This window comes from Psychroflexus sp. S27 (assembly GCF_002810405.1).
GTDB classification, from domain to species: Bacteria; Bacteroidota; Bacteroidia; order Flavobacteriales; family Flavobacteriaceae; genus Psychroflexus; species Psychroflexus halocasei_A.
In genome coordinates this window covers 19,574-33,535 of sequence record NZ_NEXQ01000021.1, presented here as the reverse complement: position 1 = coordinate 33,535, position 13,962 = coordinate 19,574, and the positions used below count along the sequence as shown (strand labels likewise).

The window sequence follows — 13,962 nt, the reverse complement described above, 5'->3', positions numbered from 1 at the left end:
TTAATTTTAAGTAAATCAACTCAACTTCTCTTTTAAAAATTTTCCAGTTAAAGACTCTTTAACCTTGATTATTTCTTCTGGAGTTCCTTCTGCGACTAAATGTCCGCCTTTTATTCCTCCTGTTGGTCCAAGATCTATAATGTGATCTGCGCATTTGATTAAATCCATATTATGTTCGATTACAATAACAGAATGTCCTTTTTCAATCAATGCGTTAAAAGATTTCAGTAATTTTTTGATATCATGAAAATGTAAACCAGTTGTTGGTTCATCAAAAATGAAAAGTGTTTTGTTTTTCGTTTGACTTTTAGTTAAAAAAGCAGCTAACTTGATACGTTGCGCTTCACCACCAGAAAGGGTAGAAGAGCTTTGACCTAATTTGACATAACCTAAACCGACATCTAAAAGCGGTTGAAGTTTTCTGGCCACTTTCTCTTCATCATTTTCATTAAAAAAAATAATGGCATCTTCAATAGTCATATTTAGAATATCGTCAATATTTTTATCCGCAAATTTAACCTCTAGAACTTCCTTTTTAAATCTTTTACCTTTACAGGTTTCACACTCTAAATGCACATCCGCCATGAACTGCATTTCAATAGTAACTTCGCCTTCACCTTTACAGGTTTCACATCGGCCAGCATCAACATTAAAACTAAAATGCTTTGCTTGAAAACTTCTAATTTTTGATAATTTTTGACTTGCAAATAAATTTCGAATATCATCATAAGCTTTAATGTAAGTAACAGGGTTAGAGCGAGAAGAGCGCCCAATCGGATTTTGGTCAACATACTCAACTTGTGTAATATGCTTAAAATTGCCTTCTAAACCATCAAATTGACCTGTTTTAGAACCATAGCCGCCGTTGGCTTTAATCATGGCTGGGTATAAGATATCTTTGACTAAAGTACTTTTTCCACTTCCTGAAACTCCGGTAATCACCGTAAAACAATCTAAAGGAACTGAGACATCAATATTTTTTAAATTGTTTTCTCTTGCACCTCTGATGATAATTGATTTTTTTGATTTTCGTCTTTTTTGAGGCATTTCAATTTCCAGTTTTCCATTTAAATAATGAGAAGTCAAGGAATTTGATTTGAGAATCTTTTTATAATTTCCTTCAGCGACTATTTTACCGCCATGCGAACCAGCTTCAGGGCCAATGTCAATAATATAATCTGATGCTTTCATGATATCTTCATCATGCTCTACAACAATCACGGTATTACCTAAATCACGTAAGTTTTTAAGCACTTTTATCAACTTTTCATTATCTTGAGAATGTAAACCAATTGAAGGCTCATCGAGAATGTACATCGAACCAACCAAACTACTTCCAAGTGAGGTTGCTAAATTAATTCTTTGTGACTCACCTCCAGAAAGTGAGTTTGATTTCCTGTTTAAAGTCAAATAATCTAAACCAACATCATGCAAAAAAGTTAGACGAGAATTTATTTCTTTTAAAATGCGTTTTGCAACATCTTCTTGATGCTCGTTTAACTTTAATTTTTTAAAAAAATCACGTAATTCATCAATGGGTAAATCGACTAAGTTAGAAATATTCTGACCGTTTAATTTGACATAATTTGTTTCTGGCTTTAAGCGTTTTCCTTGACAAAGCTTACATTTTGTTTTGCCACGGTAACGAGAAAGTAAAACACGATTCTGTATTTTGTAAGATTTAGATTCTATTTTATTGAAGAAAGGTGTGATGCCTTTGAAGTAAGAGTTGCCATTCCAAACTAAATCTTTCTGCTCATCTGTTAATTCAAAGTAAGGTCGGTGAACAGGGAAATCAAAATAATGTGCATTCTTAATCAAATCTTTTTTATACTTACTTAACTTCTCACCATTCCAAGGAGCGATGGCATTTTCGTATACACTTAAACCCGTATTTGGAATGACTAAGTCTTCATCAATATCGATGACATCACCATAACCATCACATTGCGGACAAGCCCCAAGCGGATTATTGAAGCTGAAAAAATGTTCATTCGGTTCTGTAAAAGTCATGCCATCAAGTTCAAATTTATTATTAAAAATTTTTGAACTACCAGAAGTCATTTCTTCAATAAAAACTTCACCTTTACCTTCATAAAATGCATTTTGAATGGCATCGGCTAAACGATTGAGGAAATCTTCATCATGTTTTACTACAATCCTGTCAACAACTAAATCGAAAGTCGCATCGTCAGCTAAGTTTTCTAAATCAATTTTATCAATACGTTGAACTTTACCATCAATTTTTAATCGGCTAAAACCTTGCTGTTGTAAGACTTTTATTTGCTCAGCGGCTGTTCTTTTCTCGTGAACTGTAATTGGCGCTATGAGAAGAAGTTTTAATTTTTCATCAAATGACTTCACATAATCAATAACATCAGAAACATTGTGTTTCTTGACTTTATCTCCAGAAATAGGAGAGAAGGTCTCACCGATTCTCGCAAAAAGTAGTTTTAAATAGTCATAGATTTCAGTTGAAGTACCAACAGTGGATCTTGGATTTGTTGAGTTAACTTTCTGTTCAATGGCAATTGCAGGTGCAATCCCTTTAATGTAATCAACTTTTGGTTTGTGTAAACGACCTAAAAATTGTCTTGCATAAGCTGACAAACTTTCCACATAACGGCGTTGACCTTCAGCATAGAGTGTATCAAAAGCTAAGGAAGACTTGCCGGAGCCAGACAATCCAGTAATGACAACAAGCTCATGACGTGGTATAGCAACATCGATAGATTTGAGGTTATGTAAAGCTGCGGATTTTATTAAAATGTAGTCTTTAGGACTTAATTTGTCGATATTTTTCATAAAAGATATTCTAAAACAAATATAGCCATAAAGCCCATTTTTATTTAGGTTTACAGTAATTTTCAAGAAAATTTAACCTCATTTAAGCAATATTATCATTTAAAAATGAAAGAGGCCTTAAATTAATTTATTGTGCAGTTTTTAAATTTTGTGAGAAAGCTAAGAAATTAAACCAATAGTGTTAAAATTTTAAGAACATGTATAATCTTATATGATTCTTTATATATTAGCAACTTTAACAAACAAATTTCTTGCCTATTGCATAATACTACTTATTAGTTATTTATTTTTTATACATCCAAACTATAAGACTTAGTGTTATGAGTGAATTAAAAACTATTCCTGAATCTGAACTTGTAAGTGCCTACATCGCTGGTGATGAAAATGCGCTTGTTATGCTTATCAATAGGCATGAACATAAAATTTTTGGCTTTATCTGTTCTAAAGTGATGGATAAATCAATCGCCGAAGATATTTTTCAAGAAACATTTATTAAAGTGATCCGTACTTTAAAACGTGGTAAATACAATGAAGAAGGCAAATTTTTACCATGGATTATGCGAATTGCTCACAATCTTGTGATTGATCACTTTAGGAAAAATAAACGCATGCCAAAATTTGATAGTAAAGGTGATTTTGAAATCTTTGATTTAATTTCAGATGACAGCTTAGATGCAGAAAATAAATTAATTAAAGATCAAATTGAAGGCGATTTGCATGAATTGATTAAAGTATTACCAAAAGATCAGCTTGAAGTTTTACAAATGCGAATTTTTAAGGAGATGAGTTTTAAAGAAATCGCCCTTAAAACTGATGTCAGTATCAACACAGCCTTAGGAAGAATGCGTTACGCTTTGATTAATTTAAGAAAGGAAATAGATGATAAAAATATGACTCTCGTGAATTAGATAATATTTTTTAAGTTCAAACGTTATTATGATGGATATAAACAATAACATCATGATAAAAAATTACTCAAAAAAATCTTCAGAACTTAAAAACAAAAATGATTTGCGACCAAGTCGAGATACAATTCAATTTATTCTAAGCTATTCTCAATCTTTGAGAGTTATAAAAACTTCAAATGGAGAATATGATTCTCTTCAGGATTAGAAGTGGATCAATAAAATCTTTATAGACTGATTTCAATTATTTGAAAACATTATAACACACTGACTAATTGATATTTAGTAACGCGACTTGAACCATTAGTTGAATGTTATATCTTATTAGATTTCTTTTTATAATATTCTTTAATAACAGATTGACGCCCAATAGTTTTTGTAATAATATCTTTTTCTAAATCCCAACCACGTGCTGGTGAATAGTCACGACCATACCAAATGATTTGCAGATGTAAATCATTCCATAACTCAATAGGAAAAAGCCGCTTCGCATCTTTTTCAGTTTGAACGACATTTTTACCTGTACTCAAATTCCAACGATACATCAAGCGATGAATATGTGTATCAACTGGAAAAGTCGGAATTCCAAAAGCTTGTGCTAAAACAACGCTTGCCGTTTTGTGTCCAACCGCTGGAAACTCTTCTAGATCTTCAAAATTTTGCGGGACTAGACCATTATGTTTTTCAATGAGAATTTTCGATAAACCATGAATACCTTTTGACTTCATAGGAGAGAGACCAACTGGTTTAATAATTTCTCTGATCTCTTCTACAGATAAATTGACCATATCATAAGGATTATCAGCTTTTGCAAACAATTGAGGCGTAATTTGATTGACTTTCTTATCAGTACTTTGCGCAGAAAGTAAAACTGCAATAAGTAAAGTGTAAGGATCATGATGATCTAAAGGAACAGGAATACGTGGATAAAGTTCTTTTAGAGTTTTAATAACAAAGTCAACTTTTTCAGTCTTACGCATATTTTGTATTTTTAAACAAAAATACAAAATTATGACATCATTAAATGTAGGAGATAAGGCTCCAAATTTTTCAGCAGAAGATCAAGATGGCAACACACACCAACTTAAAGACTTTGAAGGAAGTAAGCTTGTCGTATTTTTTTACCCTAAAGCAAGCACTCCAGGTTGTACTGCAGAAGCCTGTAATTTAAAGGATAATTGGCAGACTTTTGAAAAACAAGGCTTTAAAATTCTTGGTGTAAGTGCCGATACGAAAAGGCGTCAGCAAAATTTTAAAAAGAAGTATGAATTGCCTTATCCTTTGATTGCTGATGAAGATAAATCTGTCATTAAAGCTTTTGATGTATGGGGTCCGAAAAAATTTATGGGCAAAGAATATGAAGGTATTCACAGAACAACTTTTATTATTGATGAAAAAGGAATTATTGTTGACATCATCAAAAAAGTAAAAACCAAAGCTCACGCAGAACAAATATTAACTGAATAAGGTTTTCGTTAATTTAGTAAAAGCAAAAAGGCTCTGAAAATTCAGAGCCTTTTTTATATAACAATTAGATGTTTAATTAATCATCAAGTAATTCAGCGTACTCAACAATTGCATTTTTAATTTGATGAGCTAATGCATTATTACCATCTTCATCAATTGGGCTGATATCAATTTGGCCATCATTATTTAAATCTTGTGCAGAAGATAAGTCAACAGTGTTAACAACAGCTTGCAAATCAAAGTTAAAAACAACTGTTGCATCGCCACCTTCTTCAATTACCAAGTTCTGACCTGCATCTTCATAATCAATTTCAAACTCTTCTTCAAAAGTGTGGTAGAAAGTGAAAGGTTTACCAGAAATTGACCCTGTAATCATGATAGATTTTTGATAAAGATCACTTGCAGGCTCTTTGTTAATATCCATCTCGAATTCAACTTCTTCATAAACGCCTACCGGAATTTCAACATCAGCAACAGTAACTTCACCTTGACTTAAATCTAACTCAAACGGTCCTGCTAACTCGAGATCGTCCTGACTTCCCCAAGAGTTTCCTCCTTGATCACTTTCGTGACAAGGCTCATCGCTTGCTTCAGTCGCATAAAGTGTAAAGTCTGCTTTAAAGTAAAGCTCTAAGCCACTTTCTAATTCAACCTCATACATATAAGGTCCGTCATCTTCAAGTTCTCCTTTACAAAAAGCATCTTCAGGGTAATTATCGTCTAAATAAGATTTAATTTCCTCTGGTAAATCTTCGTAAGCTAGATCATCTTCATCATCCATTGCGCCAACAGAAAAAACTTGATTTTGATCGTTATCGGCAAATTCAAATTCAATTTCTGATAGGTTAATCATGAATTGATTGATCTCAACATCAGATGCTGCGTTGGTGATCTTCTCAGCGGTTCCGTTTAAACCGGATTGGGCTTTAATAGTTAATGATGATTTTGCCATTGGCGGCTGTGGTGATGCATCATCATCGCTGCTACAACTGTAAAATGCAAAAGCTGCAACAAAAAGACCTAACATAGGCTTCATAGTTTTCATAAATTTTGTTTTTTAGGTTATTTACAAATAAAACTAGTTGAGTTTGCTTATATTGTGGTTGAAATTGTTTTTAACTTAGTTTTAGCTTAAACGCATTATATAACTTAACAAATGTTAAAACATTAATTTAATTGATTTTAAGTTACTCATAACCATATCTTTGCTTTTATGAAATACTTTCTAATCATATTACTTTTTATGGGTCAATTGACTTATTCTCAAATCGATGCATCGAAATCTGGTACTAAAAATAGTGGAGCTGTTTTTAGCCGAGGAAAAGTAAGTTCAGGTAATAATACTTTAGGAATCCCAAACCGAACTAAGGTTAAAAACATCTTTAAGAAGCCTGAAAAAGGAATTAATTTCCAGCCTAAAGAACAGATGACAAATCCAAGCGATTTGTATACCAAGAAATTTAACTCAAAACCTGAGAATGAAAACGATCAGAAAATGAAAGAGAAGTTTGGGCGTGATATGCATATCGGTGATTTTGTAACAACTTCAGATAAAATGGTTTTTGTGTGTCGTGATCACATGCTGTTTGATGGTGATAGAGTACAGGTAAGGTTGAATGGAAAAATTGTTATCGAAAATTTACTCCTTGAAAATGCCTATAAAGAAATCACAATACAACTTGAAGTTGGTTTCAATAAAGTCGAATTTATCGCATTAAATCAAGGAGACTCAGGACCAAATACTGCTGAATTTAAAGCCATTGATAGCGGTGAAGTCGTTGCACATAACGTTTGGAATTTACTAACAGGTGTAAAAGCATCAACCGTTATTGTTAGAAATGAGTAAAGTTTAAACTTTTAGATACGCGAGAGCTAATCTTATCTTACCATATTGTATTTCTCCATCTAAAGCTTCATGAATTGGTTTTAAAGCACCTTCATATTTAATATTTTTCAAGACGTTTGAAACTTGATCGATTTCTTCCTTTGTTACAAATTTGAGTAAATCGACTTTCTTACCATCACCATATAATTTAGCTAAATGTGAAATGATAGTCGTGTCTTTTAAACCTCTGTTTTTGCAGATTTCTTCAAGACTCAAACCTTGTTCATATAGCTTAAAAGTTTTTAAGTATGTAGATCCTTTTGATTTTTTTCTCGTTTTGGTGTGTTGATTAATGATGTTAAGAAACTCTTCAGCAAATCGTTCAGCCTTTCTTTGAGTAACACCTGAAATTGTCATAAATTCTGATAAATCCTTTGGTTTTTGAGTTTCCATTTCTTTTAAGCTCGCATCATTAAAAATCAAGTAAGGCGGTAAGTCTTCTTCTTTTGAAATTTGCATTCTCAACTGTCGCAAGCTTTCAAACAAAGTTTTCTTTTTCCTTGATTTTGTAATCATTTCTCGTTTTTCAACTTTAGGATCAATCGGTTTAGTTAGTGAGACTTGATAGTCTTCAAACAAAACTTTTTTAGATAAACTATTTAGCTTAAGTTTATTTCCATCATGAAAAGCAATATCAAGAACCCCTTGATTTATCATTTCTAAAACATAATGTTGCCAATCACGCCAAGCAACATCTTTCCCAGCACCATAAGTTTTTAATTGGTCATAATTTCTGTCTAAAATCTTTTGATTCTTGGCACCTCTCAAAATATCGATAATTACACCAATAGGTTCATTTTGTTGCACTCTCGCAACAGCAGAAATGGTTTTTTGTGCATTGATTTTACCATCCATAAATTGTGGAGGATTTAAGCAAATATCACAATGACCACAATCTTCTTCTAAATACTCACCGAAATAAGCCAATAGAATTTTTCGACGACAAGATTTTGCTTCAGCGAATTGCTTCATTCTATCAAGTTTCGCATACTGAACCTCTTGATTTCCAGAGTTATCAATAAAATTTCTATACTGAATCACATCAGCGTAAGAGTGAAACATCAACGCTTGAGAAGCTAAACCATCGCGACCTGCACGACCAATTTCTTGGTAATAGCTTTCTATATTTTTAGGCATATTATAATGAATCACCCAACGTACATTCGATTTATCGATTCCCATTCCAAAAGCAACTGTGGCGCAAACAATCTGTGTTTTATCGTAAATGAAATTTTCTTGTATATCGCTTCTAGTTTCGTGATTTAAACCTGCATGATAAGCTTCAGCTTGATAACCTAAAGCTTCCAAGTCTTGAGCTAATTTTTCAGTTGATTTACGGCTCAAACAATAAATGATACCAGCTTCATCTGGGCGACGGTCAAGAAATTTTTCAATTTGTTGCAATCTTTTATTCGCCATTTTCACATTGAGGAAAATATTTTCTCGATTAAACGAGCTGATAAAAACCTTTGCTTTCGGAATAGAGAGTTGGTTCAAAATATCAACACGAGTTGCCTTGTCAGCCGTTGCTGTTAAAGCAATTATGGGAACATCTGGCATTGATTTCTTGAGAAAACCAAGTTGTTTATATGAAGGCCTAAAATCATGTCCCCAAGATGAAATACAATGCGCTTCATCAACAGCAACACAACTGATGTAATTGGACTTGAGGACATCTTGAAGTCCTGATAAACTTTCAGGAGCTGTGTAGAGAAGCTTGATTTCTTTGCGGCTAATTTTTTCTAAAATTTCTTGTTGTGTTTCAAAATTTTGAGAACTATTAAAAAATTCAGCTGAAATTCCGTTGGCTTTTAAACCATCCACTTGATCTTTCATCAAAGCAATCAGAGGAGAGATGACAAGCGTTAAACCCGAAAATTGTAGCGCTGGTAATTGAAAACATAAAGATTTTCCGCCACCAGTAGGCATAATCACCAAGGCATCTTTTTTATTCAGTAAATTTTGAATGGCCTCCTGTTGTGTTAAACGAAAAGAATCGTAACCAAAATAATGCTTTAAATTTTCTAAAGTTGCCTGCATTTGAAACTAAAAATTGGGATTATAAAAGAATGACAAAAATACAATTTGAATTCTGAAACAAAGCAAACAAAAATGATATCTTTGTGCTGCTATGATTTCAAAAAAGACGAAATACGCCATTAACGCACTAGTTTACCTCGCTAAGCAAGATAATAATAATCCTATTCGTATTAGTGATATTTCTGAATCTCAAAATATTCCTCAGAAATTTTTAGAAGCCATTTTATTAGATCTCAAAAAAGCTGGCATCTTGGCTAGTAAGAAGGGAAAGGGTGGAGGTTACTATATGTTAAAAGCACCTAAAGAAATTAACCTTGCCGAAGTGATGCGATTATTTGATGGTGCAATCGCCTTATTACCTTGTGTGACTTATAATTATTATGAACGCTGTGAGGAGTGTATAGATGAAGAAACTTGCGGTATTCGTGATGTCTTTTATGAAGTGAGAAATAAAACTGTTGAACTTTTGAAAAAGGCTGATTTAGAGCAGATTATAAAACGAGAAGGCAACCTTAAAAATATAATTTAAACTTTTTTTAATTAATTACTCTATACATCCGATAGACTAATTATATTTGAAGCCAGAAAATAGCCAATGACTTCAGCAGCAATCATCACTTTAATTATTATCCTAATTGCCGTTATTTTATTTATAACTGAAATCATTTCAGTTGATTTAATTGCTTTATTAATTGTTGTTTCACTTATGATAACTGGTGTTTTAACGCCAGAAGAAGGTGTTTTAGGTTTTAGTAATAAAGCAACAATTACAGTTGCTTTTATGTTTATTTTAAGTGCAGCTTTACTCAAAACAGGAGCACTTCAATATTTGGCTCATCGCTTATCTAAAATTTTCAAATACAAATTTGATACAGGTTTATTGATGATGATGCTACTGATCGCAACCATTTCAGCCTTTATCAATAATACGCCAGTTGTGGCAGTTTTTATTCCTGTCGTGATTCAAATTGCTCATAATACAGGTCAAAGTCCATCAAAAATGTTGATTCCACTTTCATTCGCGTCAATTTTTGGTGGGATGTGCACATTGATTGGAACATCAACAAATATATTGGTGAGCGGGATTTCTAAAAATGAAACCGGCCTTGAGATTAATATGTTTGAAATGACGCCAATCGCTCTATGTTTATTGGTTGTTGGGATTTTATATATGCGATTTATCGGCATTAGAATTCTACCAAATAGAAAAAGCGATGAAAATCTTGAAGATAAATTTAAGCTTAAAAACTATTTAACCGATCTTGAAATTCTGGAAGAATCAACTTCTGTTAATCAGAAAATTATGGATTCTGAATTGGTGAAAGATTATGATATGGACATTATTGAAGTCAAAAGAAATGGCTCTCGATTTAATTTGCCACAAGGAGATTTTGTTTTACAGAAAGGAGATTTACTGAAAGTTCGCTGTAATGTTGAAAAAATAAAATCTTTAAAAGATAAAACGAAATCAATTAAAATTTCACCCTTAAAACTAGCCGATAATAATTTAAAAGGAACGAATTCTGTTTTAGTTGAAATGGTGATCACATCTTCATCAATGATTCATAATAAAACCTTGAGAGATATTGATTTTAGAAGGTCTTTTAGAGCTGTTCCTTTGGCTTTAAAACATAGAGAAGAGCTGAAGCATGATCAACTTTATGATGTCACTTTAAAATCTGGTGATATTATCTTGGCAGAAGTTAAAACACATTTTATCAAAGAATTAAAGAAGATTGAAGCCAAAGAAGATGCTCCTTTTGTGCTTTTATCAGAAAATCATGTGACTGATTTTAACCGAAAGAAATTTGGAATTGTTGGCGGATTGATTTTAGCGATGGTGATTTTAGCAGCTCTGAACATTATTGATATTATGGTTGGTGCTATTTCTGTTGTTGTGATATTAGCATTAACTAAAGTCTTGGATATCAAACAAATTTATCAATCTGTTAACTGGAAGATTGTATTTCTATTGGCTGGTGCGATCAGTCTAGGAACAGCGATGCAAAAAACAGGTTTAGATCTTTTAATCGCTGATAATCTCATTTCGTCTTTAGGCGCTTATGGACCAATTGCCTTGATTTCTGGTTTATATTTAGCCACTTCATTACTGACGGAAATGATGTCGAATAATGCTTCTGCTGCACTGATGGCTCCGATCGCTATTGCAACAGCACATTCAGCAAATTACGAGTTGATGCCTTTTCTTATCGCTGTGATGCTTGCCGCTTCGGGAACATTTATGACACCGATAGGATACCAAACTAATACCATGGTTTACAGTGCCGGTCAATACAAATTCACAGACTTCTTCAAGGTTGGTTTCGGTTTAAATCTCATCTTTTGGTTGGTTGCTAGTTTTTTGATTCCTTATTACTACGGAATGATTTAAGATGGTTCTTTAATTGTTATGGTTTTAATAATCAAAATTTTAAATGACATTAATTGAACTTCTATTGATATGAATTTCGTATCTTAGTATAAATCATTTATTATGAAAACCAAGCAGAAATGGTATAACAGATATATCCTTGGCTATTTATTGATTCTCGTCCCTCCACTTGGACTTTACGGCGTTTATAAAAGTGAAACCATTCCTTTGAGATGGAAAAAAGTAATTTACGCCGCTCTTGTTTTTGCGATTATTGGCGGTATTGTACTTTATTCTTTATAATATTTTCATATCAATTATTACTGATAAATATAGAATATCTGAAAGAGTAGTAGTCATCATAAAAAGTCTTGAAATCAAGTTTTTGAAGTGTATAAACTTTATGCTGAAACCCTTTTCAAAGCGTTAAAGATATGACAAATGAAGATTTGAACATTTATACTTTTTGCAAAAACCTTAATTTGCTAATCCAAAAAATAATTTATGAAAGTTAAAGCTTACGGCGTTGAAACGCCAGAAGAAAATTTAAAACCTTTAAATATTGAGCGTCGTCAGCTCACAGCAAAAGACGTTCACATTAAAATTGAATACTGTGGTGTTTGTCACTCTGATATACATACTGTCAGAAATGATTGGGGTGGATCAAAATATCCTGTGATTCCTGGTCATGAAATTATCGGTCGCGTTGTTGAAGTTGGGAGTGACGTCAAAAACTTTAAACCTGGCCAACGTGTTGGTGTTGGTTGTATGGTTGATTCATGCGGAACTTGCCCATCTTGTCAAGATGATTTAGAGCAATTTTGTGAAGAAGGAATGGTTGGCACTTACAATGGAAAAGACAAACATAGCGACGGACACACTTATGGTGGATATTCTCAAGATATTGTTGTTGATGAACATTTTGTTTTAAACATTCCTGGAAACATAGATGCAAAAGCAACTGCACCTTTATTATGTGCGGGTATTACAACATGGTCACCTCTAAAACACTGGAATATCAAAAAAGGGGACAAAGTTGGCGTCATTGGCTTAGGTGGTTTAGGCCACATGGGAATCAAATTTGCTAATGCACTTGGTGCGCATGTCGTGATGATTACGAGATCCGAAAGTAAATCTAAAGATGCAAAGAGTTTAGGAGCTCATGAAGTTTTGATTTCAATCGATAAAGATGAAATGAAAAAGCACAGAAATAGTTTTGATTTTCTACTGAATACAATTCCTGTAAAACATGATTTAAATCCGTATTTGAGCTTATTGAAAAGAGACAAAACAATTTGTTTAGTCGGTGCTATTGAACCTTTAGAGCCAATGCATGGTGGAAGCGTTATTACTGGGAGAAAACGTGTTTCAGGTTCTTTAATCGGTGGTATCAAAGAAACTCAAGAAATGTTAGATTTCTGTGGAGAACACAATATCACTTGTGATGTTGAGATGATTGATATTCAGAATATTAATACAGCTTATGATCGTGTAACAAGTTCAGATGTAAAGTATAGATTTGTTATTGATATGGAGAGTCTAAATTAAAACATCTATTCTGTATAAAACATTTTTAAAAATTAAATCTGTCTAAATTCAAGTTTAGACAGATTTTTTATAACTTAATATTGAAAATCTAAAACATGAAAAAATCTCTATCATTTGTTTTATTCTTCATTCTTATATTCAACTTCCAGAGTTTATTAGCTCAAGAAAATGAGCTAAATGAAAAACTCACACGAGAACAAGTTAATGATAGTATTCAAAAAATGTCTCGATTTTCAATATATAAAGACAATTACTTTATCACAGGAATCCCTTTGAATGAAAAGGTTGACCGACAATCTACAGATGTTAAGTATAATATTAGTTTTAAACAATTAATCACCAGAAATACTTTGCCATGGGACACCTATTTATTTGTCACTTACAGTCAAAAATCTTTCTGGAACATTTATGACGAATCAAGCCCATTTAAAGAAATTAACTTTAATCCTTCAATTGGTTTAGGGAAACCTATTTACAATAAAAATGATAGATTAACTGGCGTTTTATCATTGATGTTTGAACACGAATCTAACGGTCGAGATAGTATTTATTCGAGAAGTTGGAACAATTTACATTTGAGTTATCGCACAAGTTTATCTGAGAAATCAAAATTAAAAGCAAAAGTTTGGCTTCCGTTTCAATATAAAGAAGGAAACCCTGATTTGTTAGAATATATAGGATTAGCGGAGTTAACCTATTCTCGCATTTTAATTCCAGAAAAACTAGAGGCAGAGGTGATGGTTAGAAAAGGGTTAAATTGGGAATGGAAAGGCGCCATCAGAACAAGAATTTATTACACACCGTTTAAAGATAATAATCAAGGATTTATGTTAGAGTTGTTCAATGGTTACTCTGAAAGTTTAATCAATTACACGGATGAAATTCATTCCATTCGTTTAGGCTATGTGATTCGTTCTAAAGATTTAGGTTTATTGAATTAA

General features: G+C 32.6%; 13 protein-coding genes. 9 read left to right on the top strand and 4 right to left on the bottom strand.

What is annotated here, in order from left to right:
* Positions 1-15 precede the first annotated feature (15 nt).
* Positions 16-2,805, bottom strand: a complete 2,790-nt coding sequence (gene uvrA / locus CAP47_RS05395; RefSeq protein ID WP_100775711.1) for an excinuclease ABC subunit UvrA — start codon at positions 2,803-2,805, stop codon at positions 16-18.
* Between the two features lie 320 nt (positions 2,806-3,125).
* On the opposite strand from uvrA, the gene CAP47_RS05390 reads away from it, so the two are divergent.
* Positions 3,126-3,713 carry an RNA polymerase sigma factor gene (locus CAP47_RS05390; protein ID WP_093241245.1) on the top strand — a complete coding sequence of 196 codons (588 nt, stop codon included), beginning with the start codon at positions 3,126-3,128 and terminating at the stop codon, positions 3,711-3,713.
* Positions 3,714-3,765: 52 nt separating this feature from the next.
* Positions 3,766-3,918 carry a hypothetical protein gene (locus CAP47_RS12360; RefSeq protein WP_192869944.1) on the top strand — a complete coding sequence of 51 codons (153 nt, stop codon included), beginning with the start codon at positions 3,766-3,768 and terminating at the stop codon, positions 3,916-3,918.
* A gap of 106 nt (positions 3,919-4,024) precedes the next feature.
* On the opposite strand, the gene CAP47_RS05385 is transcribed toward CAP47_RS12360, so the two are convergent.
* On the bottom strand, positions 4,025-4,690 hold the full coding sequence (locus CAP47_RS05385; protein ID WP_093241242.1) for an endonuclease III domain-containing protein: 666 nt from the start codon (positions 4,688-4,690) through the stop codon (positions 4,025-4,027).
* Positions 4,691-4,721: 31 nt separating this feature from the next.
* Between CAP47_RS05385 and bcp the strand changes: the two genes are divergently transcribed.
* Positions 4,722-5,177, top strand: a complete 456-nt coding sequence (bcp, locus tag CAP47_RS05380; protein ID WP_100775710.1) for a thioredoxin-dependent thiol peroxidase — start codon at positions 4,722-4,724, stop codon at positions 5,175-5,177.
* A 76-nt stretch (positions 5,178-5,253) separates the two neighbouring features.
* Here the strand turns inward: bcp and CAP47_RS05375 are convergent, their stop codons facing one another.
* The gene (locus CAP47_RS05375; protein ID WP_100775709.1) at positions 5,254-6,222 is read right to left on the bottom strand and encodes a PepSY-like domain-containing protein; all 969 of its coding nucleotides are present in this window, start codon (positions 6,220-6,222) and stop codon (positions 5,254-5,256) included.
* 168 nt (positions 6,223-6,390) lie between these two features.
* On the opposite strand from CAP47_RS05375, the gene CAP47_RS05370 reads away from it, so the two are divergent.
* On the top strand, positions 6,391-7,023 hold the full coding sequence (locus tag CAP47_RS05370; RefSeq protein WP_100775708.1) for a hypothetical protein: 633 nt from the start codon (positions 6,391-6,393) through the stop codon (positions 7,021-7,023).
* A 3-nt stretch (positions 7,024-7,026) separates the two neighbouring features.
* Here the strand turns inward: CAP47_RS05370 and recQ are convergent, their stop codons facing one another.
* Positions 7,027-9,102 carry a DNA helicase RecQ gene (gene recQ, locus CAP47_RS05365; protein ID WP_100775707.1) on the bottom strand — a complete coding sequence of 692 codons (2,076 nt, stop codon included), beginning with the start codon at positions 9,100-9,102 and terminating at the stop codon, positions 7,027-7,029.
* Positions 9,103-9,193: 91 nt separating this feature from the next.
* Here recQ and CAP47_RS05360 point away from each other — a divergent pair, with 91 nt between their 5' ends.
* The 5 genes from CAP47_RS05360 (at position 9,194) to CAP47_RS05340 (ending at position 13,962) form a co-directional block, all read left to right on the top strand.
* On the top strand, positions 9,194-9,631 hold the full coding sequence (locus CAP47_RS05360) for an RrF2 family transcriptional regulator (protein ID WP_093241223.1): 438 nt from the start codon (positions 9,194-9,196) through the stop codon (positions 9,629-9,631).
* 66 nt (positions 9,632-9,697) lie between these two features.
* Positions 9,698-11,494, top strand: a complete 1,797-nt coding sequence (locus tag CAP47_RS05355) for an SLC13 family permease (RefSeq protein WP_100775706.1) — start codon at positions 9,698-9,700, stop codon at positions 11,492-11,494.
* A 102-nt stretch (positions 11,495-11,596) separates the two neighbouring features.
* On the top strand, positions 11,597-11,776 hold the full coding sequence (locus tag CAP47_RS05350; RefSeq protein WP_093241217.1) for a hypothetical protein: 180 nt from the start codon (positions 11,597-11,599) through the stop codon (positions 11,774-11,776).
* A 201-nt stretch (positions 11,777-11,977) separates the two neighbouring features.
* Complete coding sequence (locus CAP47_RS05345) at positions 11,978-13,021, top strand: NAD(P)-dependent alcohol dehydrogenase (protein WP_100775705.1); 1,044 nt, start codon at positions 11,978-11,980, stop codon at positions 13,019-13,021.
* A 95-nt stretch (positions 13,022-13,116) separates the two neighbouring features.
* Positions 13,117-13,962, top strand: a complete 846-nt coding sequence (locus tag CAP47_RS05340) for a phospholipase A (RefSeq protein ID WP_100775704.1) — start codon at positions 13,117-13,119, stop codon at positions 13,960-13,962.

Bases quoted from the DNA above. Each gene is read 5' to 3' on its own strand.
- uvrA (WP_100775711.1), bottom strand. From the start codon at position 2,805: ATGAAAAATATCGACAAATTAAGTCCTAAAGACTACATTTTAATAAAA.
- CAP47_RS05390 (WP_093241245.1), top strand. From the start codon at position 3,126: ATGAGTGAATTAAAAACTATTCCTGAATCTGAACTTGTAAGTGCCTAC.
- CAP47_RS12360 (WP_192869944.1), top strand. From the start codon at position 3,766: ATGATAAAAAATTACTCAAAAAAATCTTCAGAACTTAAAAACAAAAAT.
- CAP47_RS05385 (WP_093241242.1), bottom strand. From the start codon at position 4,690: ATGCGTAAGACTGAAAAAGTTGACTTTGTTATTAAAACTCTAAAAGAA.
- bcp (WP_100775710.1), top strand. From the start codon at position 4,722: ATGACATCATTAAATGTAGGAGATAAGGCTCCAAATTTTTCAGCAGAA.
- CAP47_RS05375 (WP_100775709.1), bottom strand. From the start codon at position 6,222: ATGAAAACTATGAAGCCTATGTTAGGTCTTTTTGTTGCAGCTTTTGCA.
- CAP47_RS05370 (WP_100775708.1), top strand. From the start codon at position 6,391: ATGAAATACTTTCTAATCATATTACTTTTTATGGGTCAATTGACTTAT.
- recQ (WP_100775707.1), bottom strand. From the start codon at position 9,102: ATGCAGGCAACTTTAGAAAATTTAAAGCATTATTTTGGTTACGATTCT.
- CAP47_RS05360 (WP_093241223.1), top strand. From the start codon at position 9,194: ATGATTTCAAAAAAGACGAAATACGCCATTAACGCACTAGTTTACCTC.
- CAP47_RS05355 (WP_100775706.1), top strand. From the start codon at position 9,698: ATGACTTCAGCAGCAATCATCACTTTAATTATTATCCTAATTGCCGTT.
- CAP47_RS05350 (WP_093241217.1), top strand. From the start codon at position 11,597: ATGAAAACCAAGCAGAAATGGTATAACAGATATATCCTTGGCTATTTA.
- CAP47_RS05345 (WP_100775705.1), top strand. From the start codon at position 11,978: ATGAAAGTTAAAGCTTACGGCGTTGAAACGCCAGAAGAAAATTTAAAA.
- CAP47_RS05340 (WP_100775704.1), top strand. From the start codon at position 13,117: ATGAAAAAATCTCTATCATTTGTTTTATTCTTCATTCTTATATTCAAC.